General features: G+C 72.9%; 16 protein-coding genes. 7 read left to right on the forward strand and 9 right to left on the reverse strand.

Annotation, left to right across the window (positions count from 1 at the left end; genetic code table 11):
- The first annotated feature begins 90 nt into the window (after nt 1-90).
- Nucleotides 91-822, forward strand: a complete 732-nt coding sequence (locus tag ACFUO4_RS26570; RefSeq protein ID WP_383489216.1) for a class I SAM-dependent methyltransferase — start codon at nt 91-93, stop codon at nt 820-822.
- Nucleotides 823-848: 26 nt separating this feature from the next.
- Here ACFUO4_RS26570 and ACFUO4_RS26575 read toward each other — a convergent pair whose 3' ends face one another.
- The 3 genes from ACFUO4_RS26575 to ACFUO4_RS26585 all read right to left on the reverse strand — a co-directional run bounded on the left by ACFUO4_RS26575 (nt 849) and on the right by ACFUO4_RS26585 (nt 3950).
- Nucleotides 849-1589 (reverse strand): GntR family transcriptional regulator, encoded by a 741-nt coding sequence (locus ACFUO4_RS26575; protein WP_383489219.1) that lies wholly within the window; start codon nt 1587-1589, stop codon nt 849-851.
- A gap of 120 nt (nt 1590-1709) precedes the next feature.
- Nucleotides 1710-2876 carry a serine hydrolase domain-containing protein gene (locus tag ACFUO4_RS26580; protein WP_383489222.1) on the reverse strand — a complete coding sequence of 389 codons (1167 nt, stop codon included), beginning with the start codon at nt 2874-2876 and terminating at the stop codon, nt 1710-1712.
- 105 nt (nt 2877-2981) lie between these two features.
- Nucleotides 2982-3950 carry an acetylxylan esterase gene (locus ACFUO4_RS26585; protein ID WP_383489225.1) on the reverse strand — a complete coding sequence of 323 codons (969 nt, stop codon included), beginning with the start codon at nt 3948-3950 and terminating at the stop codon, nt 2982-2984.
- Nucleotides 3951-4052: 102 nt separating this feature from the next.
- Here ACFUO4_RS26585 and ACFUO4_RS26590 point away from each other — a divergent pair, with 102 nt between their 5' ends.
- A complete protein-coding gene (locus tag ACFUO4_RS26590) occupies nt 4053-5435 on the forward strand; it encodes an 8-oxoguanine deaminase (protein ID WP_383489228.1) in 1383 nt (460 codons plus the stop codon).
- A 16-nt stretch (nt 5436-5451) separates the two neighbouring features.
- Here ACFUO4_RS26590 and ACFUO4_RS26595 read toward each other — a convergent pair whose 3' ends face one another.
- The 3 genes from ACFUO4_RS26595 to ACFUO4_RS26605 all read right to left on the reverse strand — a co-directional run bounded on the left by ACFUO4_RS26595 (nt 5452) and on the right by ACFUO4_RS26605 (nt 7506).
- Nucleotides 5452-6039 carry a hypothetical protein gene (locus tag ACFUO4_RS26595; RefSeq protein WP_383489231.1) on the reverse strand — a complete coding sequence of 196 codons (588 nt, stop codon included), beginning with the start codon at nt 6037-6039 and terminating at the stop codon, nt 5452-5454.
- A 104-nt stretch (nt 6040-6143) separates the two neighbouring features.
- A complete protein-coding gene (locus ACFUO4_RS26600) occupies nt 6144-6908 on the reverse strand; it encodes a ferredoxin reductase (protein ID WP_383489234.1) in 765 nt (254 codons plus the stop codon).
- Nucleotides 6901-7506 (reverse strand): sulfite oxidase-like oxidoreductase, encoded by a 606-nt coding sequence (locus tag ACFUO4_RS26605; protein ID WP_383489237.1) that lies wholly within the window; start codon nt 7504-7506, stop codon nt 6901-6903. Before ACFUO4_RS26605 ends, ACFUO4_RS26600 begins: the two co-directional genes overlap by 8 nt.
- Before the next feature lie 182 nt (nt 7507-7688).
- Between ACFUO4_RS26605 and ACFUO4_RS26610 the strand changes: the two genes are divergently transcribed.
- Together ACFUO4_RS26610 and ACFUO4_RS26615 are read left to right on the forward strand one after the other, a co-directional pair.
- Nucleotides 7689-8615 (forward strand): NADP-dependent oxidoreductase, encoded by a 927-nt coding sequence (locus tag ACFUO4_RS26610; RefSeq protein WP_383489239.1) that lies wholly within the window; start codon nt 7689-7691, stop codon nt 8613-8615.
- Nucleotides 8612-9337 carry a GNAT family N-acetyltransferase gene (locus tag ACFUO4_RS26615; protein ID WP_383489242.1) on the forward strand — a complete coding sequence of 242 codons (726 nt, stop codon included), beginning with the start codon at nt 8612-8614 and terminating at the stop codon, nt 9335-9337. Before ACFUO4_RS26610 ends, ACFUO4_RS26615 begins: the two co-directional genes overlap by 4 nt.
- Here ACFUO4_RS26615 and ACFUO4_RS26620 read toward each other — a convergent pair.
- Nucleotides 9334-9726 carry a MarR family winged helix-turn-helix transcriptional regulator gene (locus ACFUO4_RS26620; protein WP_383489804.1) on the reverse strand — a complete coding sequence of 131 codons (393 nt, stop codon included), beginning with the start codon at nt 9724-9726 and terminating at the stop codon, nt 9334-9336. The genes ACFUO4_RS26615 and ACFUO4_RS26620 overlap by 4 nt on opposite strands.
- A 184-nt stretch (nt 9727-9910) precedes the next feature.
- Here ACFUO4_RS26620 and ACFUO4_RS26625 point away from each other — a divergent pair, with 184 nt between their 5' ends.
- Both ACFUO4_RS26625 and ACFUO4_RS26630 read left to right on the forward strand, forming a co-directional pair.
- Entirely contained in the window at nt 9911-10942 is a 1032-nt protein-coding gene (locus ACFUO4_RS26625) for a hypothetical protein (RefSeq protein ID WP_383489245.1), read from the forward strand.
- A gap of 250 nt (nt 10943-11192) precedes the next feature.
- Entirely contained in the window at nt 11193-11942 is a 750-nt protein-coding gene (locus ACFUO4_RS26630) for a putative protein N(5)-glutamine methyltransferase (protein ID WP_383489248.1), read from the forward strand.
- A 6-nt stretch (nt 11943-11948) separates the two neighbouring features.
- On the opposite strand, the gene ACFUO4_RS26635 is transcribed toward ACFUO4_RS26630, so the two are convergent.
- Both ACFUO4_RS26635 and ACFUO4_RS26640 read right to left on the reverse strand, forming a co-directional pair.
- Nucleotides 11949-12653, reverse strand: a complete 705-nt coding sequence (locus ACFUO4_RS26635; RefSeq protein WP_383489251.1) for a DUF5666 domain-containing protein — start codon at nt 12651-12653, stop codon at nt 11949-11951.
- Between the two features lie 114 nt (nt 12654-12767).
- On the reverse strand, nt 12768-14849 hold the full coding sequence (locus ACFUO4_RS26640; protein ID WP_383489253.1) for a SpoIIE family protein phosphatase: 2082 nt from the start codon (nt 14847-14849) through the stop codon (nt 12768-12770).
- Nucleotides 14850-15094: 245 nt separating this feature from the next.
- Between ACFUO4_RS26640 and ACFUO4_RS26645 the strand changes: the two genes are divergently transcribed.
- Nucleotides 15095-15967, forward strand: coding sequence for a hypothetical protein (locus ACFUO4_RS26645; RefSeq protein ID WP_383489256.1), 873 nt, complete (start codon nt 15095-15097; stop codon nt 15965-15967).
- The last annotated feature ends 76 nt before the right edge of the window (nt 15968-16043 follow it).

The raw sequence follows: 16043 nt of genomic DNA on the forward strand, positions 1-16043 counted from the left end.
AGTCAATTAATTGAGTAAGTGCGTTTGAGGGTAGACCGCGGAGGACGGGATGTCCACGGGGGCGGGCGGGCGCTCCCCTAAGCTGACGCGATGTTCAGCCCCGAAGGCCCGAGCCTGCGCGAACTCGCCGTCCAGGCCCTGTCGTCCGTGGAGCACGGCTACGACCTGCTCGCCCCGAAGTTCGACCACACGCCGTTCCGTACGCCCGACTCCGTGCTGGACTCCGTCGGCCGGGCCCTGGCCCGCAGGGGGCCTTTCGACGCCGGCCTCGACCTGTGCTGCGGGACCGGTGCCGGAGCCGGGGTGCTCGCGCGGGTGTGCCGTCAGAGTGTCACCGGAGTGGACTTCAGCAACGGGATGCTCGCCGTGGCCCGGGAGCGCGTGCGAGCCGTCGCTCCCGGGCCACGCGTGGACTGGGTCCGCGCCGACGCCCGCGCCCTGCCGTTCGGCCCCGCCTTCGACCTCGTCGTCAGCTTCGGGGCGTTCGGGCACTTCCTGCCGCGCGAGCTGCCGGGGCTGTTCGGTCAGGTCCGCTCCGTGCTGCGACCGGGCGGCTGCTTCGCGTTCCCCGTCGTCGCCCCGCCCCGCCCGGGGTCCCTCGGATACTGGATGCTCCTCGGCTTCGACCTGGTCATGCGGGTGCGGAACGCCCTCTGGCGGCCGCCGTTCGTCATGTACTACCGGGCCTTCCGGCCGGCGGACGTCCGCCGGGAACTGGAGGCCGCGGGCTTCCGCGTCGAACTGGAGGCCCTGCCCGAGTTCGGGCGCCGCGGCGACGGCAGCCCGCGGGTACGCCTGGTCGTGGCGAACCTGCCCGGCTGAAGAGCCGCCGCCCACGAGACCGGGGGTCAACGCGGTGCGGCTGTGCTTCCGTCGGCCGGCAGCGTGAACTCGTAGACCAAGGCGTCCTGTTGGGCATCGAGCACCAGGTCGGTGATCTCCAGCGGCCGGGCGTACTGGTCGTGCACCCGCCGGGTCACCCGGACCGCGGGCGAGTCCGCGAGCGGGGTGATGGAGTCGCGGTGGTGCAGGGTCAGCCCCGCCCGGCGCATCCAGTCGTACGCCCGCCACAGCTGTGCCGAGGCGGTGCCGTCGGCCCGGTCCCGGTACCGGGCCAGCTCCTCGACCTCGGCGAGCGCCACCGCGGAGAAGGACGTCACGGCCGTGCGGCGGCCGCCGGTGCCCGCCGCCTCGTAGCGGTGCACCAGCGTCGGCCGGTGCGGGGCGAGCCCGAGCGCCTCGGCGTGCTCCGGCGGGGGAGTCTCCCAGGTGACGGTGGCCCGGTCGGCCGCGACGGCGGGGGCGGCGCCGACCGGGAACGCGAGCGCGGACGGGGCCCGGACCGGCTCCCCGGTCAGGGCGGCGTGGCTGCCGCGCCGGTCGGTGGCGACCATGCCGGCGTGCCGGAGCACCTCCAGAGCCTGCCGTACGGTCTCCCTGCTGACACCGTAGCGCTCGGCCAACCGCCGCTCGCCCGGCAGCCGTTCACCGGGCGGGACGGTGCCGTCGCGCAGTTCCCCGAGGAGTTGCGTGGCGACCTTCCGGTACAGCGGTTGGTCCTGGATCTGGTGCGGGGTGGTGCGGGCCATGCCGCGCCTCCTGTAGTGACGTGCCGTAGCCGTGCGGACTCGTTGCGCCACCAGATCTAGCATTGGTCTAAACCACCTGGGAAGGGCGGGCCGCCGGTTCGGCCGAAACCGGACCGCCCGTCACAGGACGCTGTAGAGGGCCTCGACGAGGGCCATCTTCCGTGGGTCGTCGGCGATCTGAGGCCCCATGCGGTTCATGACGTACCCGAGCGACACCCCCGCCTCCGGGTCCGCGAGACCGCAGGAACCTCCGAAGCCGTCGTGTCCGAAAGCGCGCGGGTTCGGTCCGTACGACCCGCTCTCGCCGCTCAGCCACAGGCCGAGCGCCACCTCGGTGTCCCGGCCGAGGCCGGCGCCCAGCACCAGGTCGCGGCAACCGCCCTGCCCCTCGCGCACCCGTTCGGCCGCCCCGGGAGACAGCACACGACGGCCGTCCCACGTCCCCCGGCCCGCGAAGACCCCGTACAGCTGGGCCACCGCACGCGCGGTGCCGTGCCCGTTGGCGGCCGGGATCTCCGCGGCCCGCCACGCGGGCGTGTTGGCCTCCGCCGCGCCCATCAGGGGGTTGGCGAGCGCGGCGAGTGCCAGGGGCGGCAACTGCACGGCCGCCGCACCCTGTCGGTCGTTCGCCGGCGGTGCCATGTGCTCCAGCTCCGCCGCCCGGCCGTACTCCTTCTCCGGCAGACCGATGCTGAAGTCGATGCCGAGCGGCCCGGTCACCTCCCGGCGCAGGAAGGCCCCCGGCAGCAGTCCCGACACGCGCCGCACCACCTCCCCGACCAGGAAGCCGTACGTCAGCGCGTGATACCCGGACTGTGTCCCGGGCTCCCACCAGGGCTCGGTCGCGGCGAGCCGGCGCGTGGTGAACTCCCAGTCGTAGAGCTCCTGGAGGGAGTGCGGCTCACGCGGCCCGGACAGTCCGGCCCGGTGCGACAGCAGATGGCGTACGAGCACCTTCTCCTTGCCCGCCGCCGCGAACTCCGGCCAGTACGCGGCCACCGGCGCGTCGAGGTCGAGCAGTCCCCGGTCGGCGAGGACGTGGGCGCACAGGGCCGTCGGCCCCTTCGACGTCGACCACACGTTGACCAGCGTGTCCCGCTCCCAGGGGCGGGTGCGTGCCGTGTCGGCCCAGCCGCCCCACAGATCCACCACGGTCCGGCCGTCGACCGTCACGGCCACGGCGGCGCCCAGTTCGCCGCGGTCCCGGAAGTTCTCCTCGAACGCGGTCCGCACGGCCGCGAACCGCTCGTCGCAGTGGCCTTGGACCAGGGGGTCGTGCTCGGACATGGGCCGCCTCCGTGTCGCACACCGGAAAGCCGGGCCGCGACGCTGCGACCCGGGCCCCTTGAACGTACCGACTGGTCGGACTGGAGGGAAGGTGTGCGACGTCCGTCAGAGGCGCGAGCGCAGCCAGCGCAGCTTGGCCGCCTCCTGGTAAGGGCCGCCGCCCTCATGGTCGTTGAAGTCGTACACCTCGATCTCCCGGTCCTCGTGCCCCCAGTTGTTGAAGGCGGCGAAGACGGTGGAGGGCGGGCAGGTCGCGTCCTCGAGGGCCGTCGAGAAGAGGGCCGGGGCGCTGCCGCGCGCGGCGAAGTGGACGCCGTCGAAGTAGGAGAGGGTGCGCAGGGTGTCCTCGGTGCGGCCGCGATGCGTCCTGAGGAACAGGCCGATTTCGCGGTACGGGTGACGGTCCGTCACGGTCGCCGCACGCGGGAAGTCGCACAGGAACGGCACGTCCGGCGCGACCGCCACCAGGTCCGGCACCAGGCCGCCCACCGCGAGGGTGATGCCGCCGCCCTGGCTGATGCCGGTGACGCCGGTGCGCGCGGCGTCGACGAGCGGATGCGAGCGGGCCGCCTCGACGGCACGCACGGCGTCGGTGAACAGACGGCGGTAGTAGTACGTCTCGGGCGACTCGATCCCCCGGGTCATGAAACCGGGGTAGGCGGGCCCCGCGCCGACCGGATCGGCCGTGGCGCCCCCGCCGCCGTAGCCGCTGCCCTGGCCGCGGCTGTCCATCACGAAGTGCGCCCGGCCCGTGGAGGCCCACAGCAGATGCTCGTGCGGCAGCCCGCGCCCGACGCCGTACCCCATGAACTCCACGACGACCGGGAGCGGTTCCTCCGCTCCGTCGGGCAGGATCAGCCAGCCCTTCACCGGGTGACCGCCGAACCCGGCGAACGTCACGTCGTACACCCGCACCGTGGACAGCCCCGTGTCGACGGGCTCGAAGCGGGCGTCCAGGTCGTACTGGCGGGCCTCCTGGAGGGTCTTGGACCAGAACGCGTCGAAGTCCTCGGGCTCCGGCGAAGTGCTGCGATACGTGCGGAGCTCATCGAGGGGAAGGTCGAACAGGGCCATGTAGGACCGCCTTTGGGATGAGGAGTGCGGGTGATCACACGGTACGTGGGTGGTCCGACGAATCGCCAGGCTTCCGCCCGGTCGCGGGCCTACGATGGCGCCATGTCAGCTGCCTCCGAAGTGCCTGTTCGGAATGTCGAACTGCTGGTCAGGGACGCCGACCTGCTCGTCGTGGACGGGGAGCGGGAGATCCCGGGCGGCTGGGTGGCCATAGCAGGTGGTCGGGTCACCGCCGTGGGAACGGCGGGGAACGAACCCGCGGCCGATACGACCGTGTCGGCCGCCGGACGGCTGGTCACGCCCGGGCTGGTCAACACCCACCACCACATCTACCAGAACCTCACCCGCTCCTACGCCCCCGCCGTGAACGGCTCCCTCTTCGACTGGCTGACCACGCTCTACCCGCTGTGGGCCGCCCTCGACGAGGAGGCCGCCTATGTGTCGGCGTACGTCGGCATGACCGAACTCCTCATGGGCGGCTGCACCACGTCCTCCGACCACCTCTACGTCCACCCGCGTCCGCGCCTGGTCGACGCCGAGATCCGCGCCGCCCGTGACATCGGCTTCCGCTTCCACGCCACCCGCGGCTCGATGACGCGGTCCGTCGAGGACGGGGGACTGCCGCCCAAAAGCGTCACGCAGTCGACGGACGAGGTGCTCGCCGACAGCGAGCGGCTGATCAAAGCGCATCACGACCCCGCACCGGGCGCCCTGATCAGGGTGGCGCTCGCACCCTGCTCGCCGTTCTCGGTGACCAAGGAGGTCATGACGGCGACCGCCGAACTCGCCGAGCGCCATGACGTCCGCCTCCACACCCATCTCGCCGAGGACCACGACGAGGACACGTACTGCCTGGAGACGTACGGCTGCCGGCCCGTGGAGTACTTCGAGGACTGCGGCTGGATGAGCGACCGCACCTGGGTCGCGCACTGCATCTACCCGAACGACGCCGAGCTGCGCCGCCTGGCGGACGCGGGCGTCGGTGTGGCCCACTGCCCCAGCTCCAACATGCTGATCGGCGGCGGCACGGCCCGGGTGCGCGAGATGCGCGAACTCGGCCTGCCCGTCGGCATCGGCTGCGACGGCTCCGCCTCCACCGACCACGCCTCCCTCTGGATGGAGACGCGGGGCGCCCTGCTGCTCGGCCGCTACCGGGGCGGCCCCGGCGCCATGACCGCCCGGGACGCCCTCGACATGGCCACCGTCGGCTCGGCCCGCTGCCTCGGCCGCGCCGACGAGATCGGCCACCTGCGCCCCGGCGCCTGCGCCGACCTCGTCGTCTGGGACCTCCACGAGATCGCCCTCGCGGGCGCGTTGACCGACCCCGTGGAGGCGTGGCTGCGCTGCGGACCGGCTCGCGCGTGGACGACGGTGGTCGCGGGCCGGGTGCTGGTGGATCGGGGCGAGCCGGTGCTGCCGGGACTGCGGGACGCGTTGCGGGACCACGGGAGGGTGGCGCGGCGGATGCAGGGGATCGACGGGTAGGGAAGGTCCGCACGGCTCACGCCGGCCGGCGGCGTGTCCACTCCGGTTCCGTGCGGGCCCACTCGGCCTCCCACTCGGCGAGGCGGTGACGCGTGGCCACATGGCGTACGGCGAGCCGGCCGAGGAGGATCACGCCGACCGTCCCGGCGGTCGCGCAGACGCCCATGGTGACGGTGTGCTGCCAGACGGCGACGGCGTCCGTCGGCTCGGGGACGTTGCGCCCCCGGCTGTCGAACCACACCGTGACCATGTCACCGTCGCGCGATCCGGCCGGCACCCGGGCGGTGGCCGTCCGGCGTCCCTCACCCGGCTCGGTCCAGGTGACCGTCGTGCGGAAGGTGTGCGCCCGGCTGCCCTGCACGGTGGGCAGTTCGTTCGGGATCCCGCCGACGACCTCGGCGCGCACGCTGTGGCGGTCGGCGCGCTGGGACACCGCCGCCGCCTGCGCCTCGGAGTGCGCCCACCGGGCCGTCAGAGCTCCGGCGAGAGGCGCGACGAGGAACAGCAGCAGGACGACGACCAGCGTTGTCCACGCCTCGACGACGTCCGACCGGCGCCGCAGCGGATTGTGCCGCCAGCGCCAGCCGGGGACCCGGGTTCGCATGTCGACCTCCTCGCACTGGTGCGAGTGCCCACATCGGCCTCCGATACCCCGTACGCAGGCCATTGTCCCCCCGAGGCCGTAGGTGCGCGCGGCCTCGGGAAGGGTCAGCCGAAGCGCTCGATCCGGATCCGGTCCACCGGCTGTCCGGCCGCCACCAGCAGCCGCGACGCATGCTCGGCGAAGGCGTTGGACCCGCACACATAGGCCTCCCACCCACCCTCCGGGGCTTCGGCCAGGAGCGGCGCCACATGTGCGGCGGCCATACGTCCCACCGGCACCCCCGCAGGCGCGCTCCGCGTGAACACGGGCGTCGTCTCGGCGCCCAACTCGCCCGCGTAGATGAGCTCCTCGGGACTGCGCGCGGACACCAGGAGGCGCAAGGGGACGTCCGACCGCCGCGCCCGGTGGTGCCGCACCATCGACATCAGGGGGACGACGCCGGAGCCGGCGCCGATCAGCAGCGCGGGACGGTCGCCGGGCCAGGCGAAGAAGCCGCTCAGCGGGCCGCGCACCTCGACCTGGTCGCCGGGCCTGGCCACGGTGTGGAACCAGCCCGAGACCTCACCCCCCTCGACATGGTCCAGGGTCAGTTCGATGTGCCCCTCGTCGTCGGGCGCGGAGGCGATCGAGTAGTGGCGCTGGGCCACATAGCCGTCCTCGGCCCTCAGCCGCAGCATCAGGTGCTGGCCGGGCAGATGCCCCGCCCAGGCGGGCACCGCGAACCGGTAGGTGGCGGCGTGCGGGGTCTCCCGGCGGATCTCGGTGAGGGTCGCCGTCTGCCACAGCGCGGCGGCACGGTTGCTCACGGCGATGCGCCCGGGCACGGCGAACCGCGTCGGCGGAGTGAAGGTCGCGAGGGTGTCAGTCACCGGAGTACCGCTGCTCCTCCCACGGGTTGCCCCGCGCGTGATAGCCGTTCTGCTCCCAGAATCCGGGCTCGTCGTGGTCGAGGATCCGCAGCCCCGCGATCCACTTGGCGCTCTTCCAGAAGTACAGGTGCGGCACCAGCAGCCGCGCCGGGCCGCCGTGCTCGGCGGACAGCGGCTCGCCGTCGAACTCCCAGGCGAGCCATGCCCGTCCACCGGTGAGGTCCGCCAGCGGCAGGTTCGTGGTGTACCCGGTGTGCGAGTACGCGACGACATGGGTGGCGGCCTGCTGCGGGCGTACGGCGTCCAGGAACGCGTCCAGGGACACACCCCCGAAGCGGACGCCGAACTTCGACCAGCTCGTCACACAGTGGATGTCACCCTCGTACACCGAACCGGGCAGCGCGTGCGCCTCCTCCCAGTCCCAGGTGCGGGGTTCCTCGACCAGCCCGTCGACACGGAAGGTCCAGTCGGCCGGCGACAGCTCCGGCGTGACCTCCGCGGACAGCACGGGCCAGTCGTCGCCCGCGTCGTACTGGCCGGGGGGCAGCCCCGTGTTGTGGACGCGGGGGCGTCCGGTGAAGCCTCGGGTGACGTTCATGGTTCAACCGTACGCTGTCGTCGTGTGTGCTCCGCCCCTGGTCAGGGGCCCCGATCGTGGCGGCCGTATGAACACCGCGGCATTCATTAAGCGCGTATGAACTCTCCGCCGCCGCGGGAATAGCCGTCCGCCGGTCCTCCTTGCCGTCTGATGCCCGGCGCGAGCTAAGGAGAGTGGGAGCCATGCCCAAGGCGTACGTGTACACGCGGTTCGGCGGACCGGAGACGGAGGCCCTCGTCGAGGTCGACCGCCCGGTGCCCGGCCCCGGTCAGATCCTGGTCGCGGTGCGCGTCGCGAGCGTGAACCCCATCGACTGGAAGCTCCGCACCGGCTACCGCCGTCCCACGGAGTCCGGCGCACCGGTCTTCCCGGCCGTCTTCGGCAGCGAGGTCTCGGGGGTCGTCGAGGAGATCGGCGCGGACGTGGACGGGTTCGCCGTGGGCGACGAGGTGTTCGGCAACACCGCGGCCGGTGGGTACGCCGAGTACGCGCTGCTGCCCGCCGCGCTCACCGCGCACAAGCCCGCCGGGCTGTCCTTCGCCGACGCGGCGACCCTGCCCGTCGCCGCCGCGACCGCGTACGACGGGATCCGCCAGCTCGGCCTGCCGAGTGGCGCGACGCTGCTGGTCACCGGAGCCGGCGGCGGGGTCGGTTCGGCGGCGGTACAGATCGCCAGGGCGGAGGGAGTGCGGGTGCTCGGCGTCGCGAGCGAGGGCAAGAAGGACTTCGTCGAGGCGCTCGGGGCGGTCCACGTCCCCTCCGGACCGGGCTGGACCGAGCGCGCCGCGGCGGCGGCCCCGGAGGGCATCGACGGGGTCTACGACCTCGTCGGCGGCGAGGTGCCGGCCGAGGCGGCGCGGCTCCTCACCGACCGGACGAAGCTCATCACCGCGGGGGCGCCGCCCGAGGTGGTCGCCGAACTCGGTGGCGCCCGCGTGGCCCGGGCCCGCACGGCGGCCGTCCTGGACACCGTCGCCCGGCTCGTGGTGAACGGCGGCCTCGACCCGCACGTCATCCGGCGCTTCCCCCTCGACGAGGCCGGCGACGCGCTGCGCACCGTCGAGGAAGGCCACGCCCGCGGCAAGGTCGTCATCGAGGTCGCCCGATGAGCGAGCTCCGCACCGCGCGGGTGGGCGCGGCCCACGTCCTGGACAACCCCGCCCTCGCCTCCCTCACGGGCCCGCACGCCCACTTCGCCGAACGGCGGGGCCGGGTCCTGCGCTACCCCGTCGACGTCTCCCCGTGGCTGGCGCTCCCCGAGGACCCGACCCCGGACGACTGGGCGGACCTCGCGGCGCTCGCGGGCCCCGGCGCCGAGGTGCCGCTGCCGGGCTTCCGCGGCGAGGTGCCGGAGGGCTGGGAGGTCACGTTCCGGATGGAGGGCGTGCAGTTCGTGGACGACGGACTCGCCGCCGCCCCCGAACCGGAGGCGGTGCGCCTCGGCCCCGCCGACGTCCCCGAGATCCTCGACCTGATCGAACGCACCCGGCCCGGCCCCTTCCTGCCCCGCACCATCGAGATGGGCACCTACCTGGGCATACGACGGGACGGCGCCCTCATCGCGATGGCGGGGGAGCGGCTGCACCCGCCGGGATGGACCGAGATCAGCGCGGTCTGCACCGACCCCGCCTTCCGCGGCGAGGGTCTGGCGACCCGGCTGATCCTCGCCGTCGCGCACGGCATCAGGGAGCGCGGCGAGACCCCGTTCCTGCACACCAGCGCCCAGAACACCAACGCCATCCGGTTGTACGAGGCCCTCGGCTTCCGGCTGCGCCGCACGACCGCGTTCGCGGCGGCCCGCGCCCCGGAGCGGCTGGTGGCGGTGTCCTAGGGGCGGTCCGTGCCGGGGGAGTTGTAGCGCACGAGATAACCGGCGAACCGTACGAGATCCTCCTCCGGCCAGTCCGCCAGCCGCTCCTGGAAGGCGGCCCGGCGGCTCTGTGTGACCTGGGCGAGGATCTCCCGGCCGGTGGCCGTCAGATGCAGCACCTGCACGCGGTGGTCGTCCGGGTCCACCCGCCGTTCGACGAGCGCGGCCCGCTCCAGGGCGGCCACCTGCCGACTGACCGTGGACTTGTCCAGGGCGTAGTGCGCGGCCAGATCGGTCGCCCGGCAGCCGTCGCGCTCCTCCAGATGTCCGAGCAGGGTGTACGAGACCAGCGACAGCTCGGGGTGCATGCGCCCCGCCGAGGCCCGCGCGCGACGGGCGAAGGCCGTCATCTCGCGCTGGATGCTCTCGACGGCCTCGGTGGCGTCCACGAAAACCCTCCTCCGGACCCTCTTCCAGTTCTGGTTGTATAGTACAACTTGAAGTGAGAGTTGTATAAGCCAACCATTTGTTGGTCCACCCGTTTCTTGGTCAACCCGTTTCTTGGCCAACCGTTGAACTCGGAGGTCGCGCACGATGAGGTCGCCCGCGCTGCGCCATGTGCTCACCCACCTGGTCACCCCGCTGCTGATGTGCATCGGCATGGGGCTCGCGTACATGGGGGCCTTCGTGACCCCGGAGCCCCACCATCTGCCGGTCGCCGTCGTCGGCGCCGGTCCGGAGGCGAAGGTCTTCGCCCAGACCGTCAAGGACAAGGCGGGGGAGGCCCTCGACGTCCGTACGGTGGCCACCCGCGCCGAGGGCGTCGACCTGCTGCGGTCACGCGAGATATCCGGCGCCTACGTGCCGAGCGCGAAGACGCCCGAGCTCGTGATCGCCAGTGCCGCCTCCGACATGGACGCGCTGGCCGTGGAGAAGGTCTTCACGCCCGTCGCCGCGGGACAGGGCGTGCCGCTGAAGGTGACCGACGTGGCCGCACCCGTCGCCGACGACCCCACCGGGCAGGGCCTGTTCTTCCTGCTGATCGCGCTGAGCATCGGCTCGTACGCCTCGGTCGCCGCGCTCGGCGCCGCGGGCGCCGGTCTGCCCCTGAGGGTGCGGGCGCTGCTCGCGGTCGGCGTCTCCGCGGTCGTCAGCGGCATCGGCGCGCTGCTCGCCGGACCCGTCTTCCACCTCGCCCACCACGGCCTCGCCGGCCTGTGGGGCATGGCGTGGCTCTACTCCGCGGGCATCCTGCTGATCGGCGTCGGTCTGTACACCTTCCTCAAGCGCTGGACCACCCTCACGATGATGGTCCTGTTCGTGATGCTCAACTTCACCAGCTCCGGCGGCCTGTACCGCCCCGAGCTCCAGAACGGCTTCTTCGGCACCCTGCACGCCTTCTGGAACGGCGCCGGGTTCGTCGAGGGCGCCCGCAGCCTGCTGTACTTCGACGGCGACGGCCTGGCCCGCAACGTCTGGACGCTGGTGATCTGGCTGCTGCTCGGGCTCGCCGTCACGGCGGTCGCCGCGGCCCACGAGCGGAGCGAGGCGCCCGAGCAGGCCGCCCCGGCGGTGCGCGAGGCCGACGAGGAGGAGGAAGAGATCGAGGAGACGGTCGGGGTGTGATCCTTCGGGTAAGGTTGCCGTCCGGCCGGGGACGTTCCCGGCCACTGGACCGAGGAGGTGAGACCCATTACCGCTGTGTCAGGTCGGGTGCTCGCTCCCCGAGTCGGCGCGGATCACCGGCGGTAGGTGACCGCGAGAGCGCCCTTCGGCTACCGAAAGGCCCTCGGCTTCCATGCCTCCCTTGTCTCCTTCTTCTCCCTCTTCCTCTTCTTCCTCTTCCTCCTCCGCTCCCGCCTCCCGTGACTCGGTCGTGGCCGCCTTGCGTTCCGCGGGCTGCGTCTTCGCCGAGGACGAGGCGGAGCTGATCCTCGCCGCCGCGCGCACGCCTCACGAGCTGGCGGCCATGGTGGACCGCCGGGCGACCGGCGTCCCCCTCGAACTCGTCGTCGGCTGGGCCGAGTTCCGCGGGCTGCGCATCACCGTCGAACCCGGCGTGTTCGTGCCCCGGCGCCGCACCGAGTTCCTGGTCGAGCAGGCTCTCGCCCACGCCCCGGCCGCGGCCGTGGTCGTGGACCTGTGCTGCGGCTCGGGCGCCGTCGGGGTGGCCCTGGCCGACGCGCTCGGCGGAGCCGAACTGCATGCCGCCGACATCGACCCGGCCGCGGTGCGCTGCGCCCGCCGCAACGTCGCCGCCTACGACGGCCGCGTCCACGCGGGCGACCTTTTCGAGGCCTTGCCCGAGCGGCTCCGCGGGCGCGTGGACATCCTCGCGGCGAACGTGCCGTACGTCCCCACCGAAGAGGTCGGACTGCTGCCGGCGGAGGCCCGCGACCATGAACCGCTGGTGGCGCTGGACGGCGGCTCCGACGGCCTCGACGTGCTGCGCCGGGTGGCCGCCGAGGCGCCCGACTGGCTCGCCCCCGGCGGCTGTCTGCTCGTCGAGACGAGCGAGCGCCAGGCTTCGGTGGCCGTCGACGCCTTCAGCCGCAGCGGCCTGACGACGCGTCTGCTCGTCTCCGAGGAGCTGTACGCCCACGTCGTGATCGGGGTCAGGGGGTAAGGGGCATCAGGTGGTGGCGCCGCTCTCCGACGGCGACGGCATGCCGCCCCGGCCGTGTCCCGGGAAACCGTCACGCCAGTTCTCCGGACCCGGCACCTTGTCCCGCCATGTGCCCGGGTCCGGCTTCTCCCAGGTGCCGGCGAAAGCGTGGTCGGCGGTCCTGGTGCCGTCGCCGGAGCGGGTGCCGGAGAGGTAGACCGTGTCGCCCTTGCTGAGGGCGCCCGCACCGGAACCCCTGTCACCCTCCCGCAGCACCGTGGCGTCGGAGGCCACGGTCCACGTCCACCGGGCGCCGTCCTCGCTCTTGACGGTCACCTGGTCGCCGTCCACCTTCTCCACGGTGCCGCGCTGCCACACCCGTACGACCCACTTGCCGGTGTCGCGGTCCTTCACCGTCGACTCCCCGTGCACCCCCTCGCCGCCCCCGAGCCACCAGCCGTGCGGGTGCCCGGGCCCGCGCTCGCCGGGTGACGGTGACGCCGAAGCCGAGGCGGAGGGTGTCGCTCCGCCGTCCGAGCCCGACGAGGTGGCGGCGTAGGCGACGGCCGCGCCGCCGAGCGTGAGGGCGGCCGCGGCCACCGCGGCCGTCACCGCTCGCGAGCGGACGGACCGGCGCCGCCACCGGTCCCGCAGCGCACCGGGTTCCCCGGACCCGCCGGGTCCGACGAGCACCTCGGGCCGCGTCGTTTCCTGATCCGGATCGTGCGTCATGGCTCGCTCCTACCGGCGTTCTGGCTCTGTGCCCTGCCTTGCTGTGATTGTCGTGGGCGGCCGATAAGGAGCGGGTAATGCCTGCCTGTGAATCCTCGCGCGCGACAGCGAAGATCAGCTCGGTGTCTGTGCGCGGGCGATGAGCAGCGCCACGTCGTCGGAGTTGTCCGGCTGGTGCAGCGTGCGGACGAGGAGGTCGCAGACCTCCTCCAGGGCCCGGTCGGGGCCGTCGAGCAGCTCCAGGAGGGCGTCGAGGCGCTCGTCGAGCGGGTGCTGGCGGGTCTCCACGAGGCCGTCCGTGTAAAGGACCAGCCGGTCGCCGGGATCGAGGTCGACGGTCGTGGTGGAGAACGCCACCCCGCCCACGCCCAGCGGCGCCCCGGTGGGCAGTTCGAGGAGCTCCGGCTTGCGTCCGGCGCGCAGCCGCACCGGCGGCAGATGCCCGGCGTTGGCGATCCGGCACTGCCGCAGATGCGGGTCGTGGACGGCGTAGACGCAGGTCGCGATGGAGTGGTCCAGATCCTGGGTGATCTTGTCCAAGTGCTCCAGGAGCCGGGCCGGTTCGAGGTCGAGGGAGGCCAGGGTGTTGGTCGCGGTGCGCAGCCGGCCCATGGTGGCCGCGGCGTTGATGCCGCTGCCCATCACGTCGCCGACGACGAGCGCGGTCTTGCAGCCGTCGAGCGGGATCACGTCGAACCAGTCGCCGCCCACCTCGGCCGTGGCCCCGGCCGGCTGGTAACGGGAGGCGACCTCCAGGCCGCCCGTCACCGGCGGATGGCTGGGCAGGAGACTGCGCTGGAGGGTCAGCGCGGTGTCGCGGGCGTTCTGGTACCAGCGGGCGTTGTCGATCTGCACGGCCGCCCGCGCCGCCAGCTCCCGGGCCAGCAGCAGGTCGTCCTCGCTGAACGGCAGCGGATTGCCGGTGCGCTTGAGGTCCAGGGCGCCGAGCACCTCACCGCGCGCGATCAACGGCACCGCCAGATACGAGTGCACGCCCGCGCGGGCCAGCAGCCCGGCCGCCTCCGGGGAACGGGCGATGCGCGGCAGGTCGGCCTCCGCGACCTCGGCCACCATCACCGGCAGCCCCGTGCGCACGCACTCGGTGACGAGGCGGTCGGGTCCGTACCGCGCGACCTGCCCGGGCGGGTCGGCCGCACCGAGCGCCGCCGAGGTCTCGTCGTCCGCCTTGACGGCGAGGGCGCGGATCACGGCCGGCTCGGTGGGGCCGAGGCTGCTGCGCCTGCCGTCCACCACCGCCTCCAGCAGATCCACGGCCGCTATGTCGGCGAGCTCCGGCACGGCGACGTCGGCCAGCTCGCGGGCCGTGCGGTCCAGCTCCAGGGTGGTGCCGATCCGGGCGGAGGCGTCCGCGATGACGGCGAGCCGCCGCCGCGCGGACTCCGCCTCGACGGCGGCCCGGTGCTGCTCGGTGACGTCGACGACCGAGGCGGCCACCCCCAGGACGGTGCCGAGGGCGTCCTCCAGCCGGTACAGGGAGATGGACCAGGCGTGCTCCTCGTCCGGGTCGGCGGGGGTGCGGCCGACGGTCTCGCGGTCGATGAGCGGGCGGCCGGTCTTCAGGACATCGCGCGCCGCGGCTTCCAGGGCCTCGGTGTCGAGGTGGGGCAGCACCTCGTGGACCGTCCGGCCGAGGTGGTCCTCGGCCGAGACGCCGTTGAGCCGTTCGAGTGCCGGATTGACCGACACGTACCGCAGGTCGGTGTCCAGGACGGCGAGGCCGATGGGGGAATGCGCCACCACCCGCGTGGACAGCGCCACGTCCCGCTCCAGGCTGCGCACGGTGGACTGGTCGGCCGCGAGGCCGAGGGCGAACACGTCCCCGTGGTCGTCGAGGAGCCGCATGTTGCGGAACTCCACCAGACGCGTGGTGCCGTCCTTGCGCCGGATCGGGAAGGCACCCGCCCAGCTCTGCCCGGTGGCCATGACGTCGGCGAAGAGCTTCACGACGAGGTCGAGGTACTGCTCGTGGACCATGATCCGGGCGGCGTACTGGCCGAGCGCCTCCCGGGCCGAGTAACCGAACAGCTCCTCCGCCTGCGGGCTCCACAGCACGATGCGGCCCTGGGTGTCGAGCACCACGGAGGCCACACCCAGCACATCGAGCAGCCCGCTGGGCCGTACCGCCCCGCGCACCGGTTCGTCGCCCTCGGCGACGGGAGACCGGGCTGCACTCATCGCACGCACCGCCTTCGACCGTCCACACGGCACGTCGTCCCCCGTGCCGACTCCCCTGTTCTACCGCGTTCAACCGCCTCTGGGGCGCCATCGGCGTCCTCCTCCACCATCCCTCAACACGGGGGAGTGCGTCCTGTGAGGGCAGAAGTTCGGTTCGCCGTTCCCCGATTGGTCTGTACATGACTACCTGGGGACGCCACACTGTCCGCCGAGCGCATCCACCCCCCTCCGAGGAGCCGCCCGCCATGCCCCTGCGCACCCGGCAACGTTGCCGAGCCGCCCTGACCGGACTCGTCGCCCTCGCCACCGCCGCCGTCGTGTCGACCGCCACGCCCGCGACGGCCGCCGACACCTGGACCGAGGTCGGCTCCGACCGCGCCGACCCGCTCACCGAGAGCCAGGGCCTGACCTCGGTCGAGGTCCCGGCGAACAGCGCCAACCGCTACACGGGCATCGGCACCATCCCGCTGAGCGTGTCCAGCCGCGGCTGGAACCACGTCGGCGACCCCGACGCCTCCTACGACGGCTACTACATCGAGCCCTACCAGGCGGACTCGGGCACCGCGAAGATGTACCGGGTGCAGTCCCCGAGCGGCACGTGGTCGGAGTACGTCCACACGCTCGGCGGCGGGGAGGCGCTCAACAACTCCTGGGTCGCCATCGCCCCGTCGGGCCAGTGGATGCTGTCCGGCGAGTACGGCACCATGACCCGCTTCCTGGTCTTCCCGACCCCCGGCGTCAACGCGAGCACCTCGCCCTCGGCGAACCTCCCGCAGGCCTCCACCGTCACCCTCGACCACGCCGTACGCGACGTACAGGGCTGTGACTTCGTCACCTCGACGCGGCTGCTCTGTTCCTCCGACGACCCGGCGGGCACCCTCTTCGGCATCACCAAGCCGCTGCTCCAGATCGACCTGTCCGCCGAACCGGGCACGAGCAGCGTCACCGGCCATGTCACCGCCCTCCGCCAGCTCCCGCTGCGCAGCTCCTGCTCGGGCACCTTCGAGGCCGAGGGCATCGACTACGACCGGCGCACCGGCACCCTGCGGGTGATCGTCGTCTCGCCCGGGTTCTGCGTCCTGACCGACAGCAAGACGTACCGCTTCACCAAGAGCTGAGGCCGCGACTGGTCCCGGCCCGGCAGTGGTGCTTTTCTGAAGGTGTGGCGCGGTGCACGGGGGAACCCGTGCACCG

The organism is Streptomyces sp. NPDC057280 (genome assembly GCF_042668605.1).
GTDB lineage: Bacteria > Actinomycetota > Actinomycetes > Streptomycetales > Streptomycetaceae > Streptomyces.

Excerpts from the sequence above, each read along its gene's own strand:
- ACFUO4_RS26590 (WP_383489228.1), top strand. The coding sequence starts at position 4,053 with ATGTCAGCTGCCTCCGAAGTGCCTGTTCGGAATGTCGAACTGCTGGTC.
- ACFUO4_RS26615 (WP_383489242.1), top strand. The coding sequence starts at position 8,612 with ATGAGCGAGCTCCGCACCGCGCGGGTGGGCGCGGCCCACGTCCTGGAC.
- ACFUO4_RS26640 (WP_383489253.1), bottom strand. The coding sequence starts at position 14,849 with ATGAGTGCAGCCCGGTCTCCCGTCGCCGAGGGCGACGAACCGGTGCGC.
- ACFUO4_RS26635 (WP_383489251.1), bottom strand. The coding sequence starts at position 12,653 with ATGACGCACGATCCGGATCAGGAAACGACGCGGCCCGAGGTGCTCGTC.
- ACFUO4_RS26595 (WP_383489231.1), bottom strand. The coding sequence starts at position 6,039 with ATGCGAACCCGGGTCCCCGGCTGGCGCTGGCGGCACAATCCGCTGCGG.
- ACFUO4_RS26580 (WP_383489222.1), bottom strand. The coding sequence starts at position 2,876 with ATGTCCGAGCACGACCCCCTGGTCCAAGGCCACTGCGACGAGCGGTTC.
- ACFUO4_RS26620 (WP_383489804.1), bottom strand. The coding sequence starts at position 9,726 with ATGACGGCCTTCGCCCGTCGCGCGCGGGCCTCGGCGGGGCGCATGCAC.
- ACFUO4_RS26605 (WP_383489237.1), bottom strand. The coding sequence starts at position 7,506 with ATGAACGTCACCCGAGGCTTCACCGGACGCCCCCGCGTCCACAACACG.
- ACFUO4_RS26585 (WP_383489225.1), bottom strand. The coding sequence starts at position 3,950 with ATGGCCCTGTTCGACCTTCCCCTCGATGAGCTCCGCACGTATCGCAGC.
- ACFUO4_RS26575 (WP_383489219.1), bottom strand. The coding sequence starts at position 1,589 with ATGGCCCGCACCACCCCGCACCAGATCCAGGACCAACCGCTGTACCGG.
- ACFUO4_RS26570 (WP_383489216.1), top strand. The coding sequence starts at position 91 with ATGTTCAGCCCCGAAGGCCCGAGCCTGCGCGAACTCGCCGTCCAGGCC.
- ACFUO4_RS26625 (WP_383489245.1), top strand. The coding sequence starts at position 9,911 with ATGAGGTCGCCCGCGCTGCGCCATGTGCTCACCCACCTGGTCACCCCG.
- ACFUO4_RS26610 (WP_383489239.1), top strand. The coding sequence starts at position 7,689 with ATGCCCAAGGCGTACGTGTACACGCGGTTCGGCGGACCGGAGACGGAG.
- ACFUO4_RS26645 (WP_383489256.1), top strand. The coding sequence starts at position 15,095 with ATGCCCCTGCGCACCCGGCAACGTTGCCGAGCCGCCCTGACCGGACTC.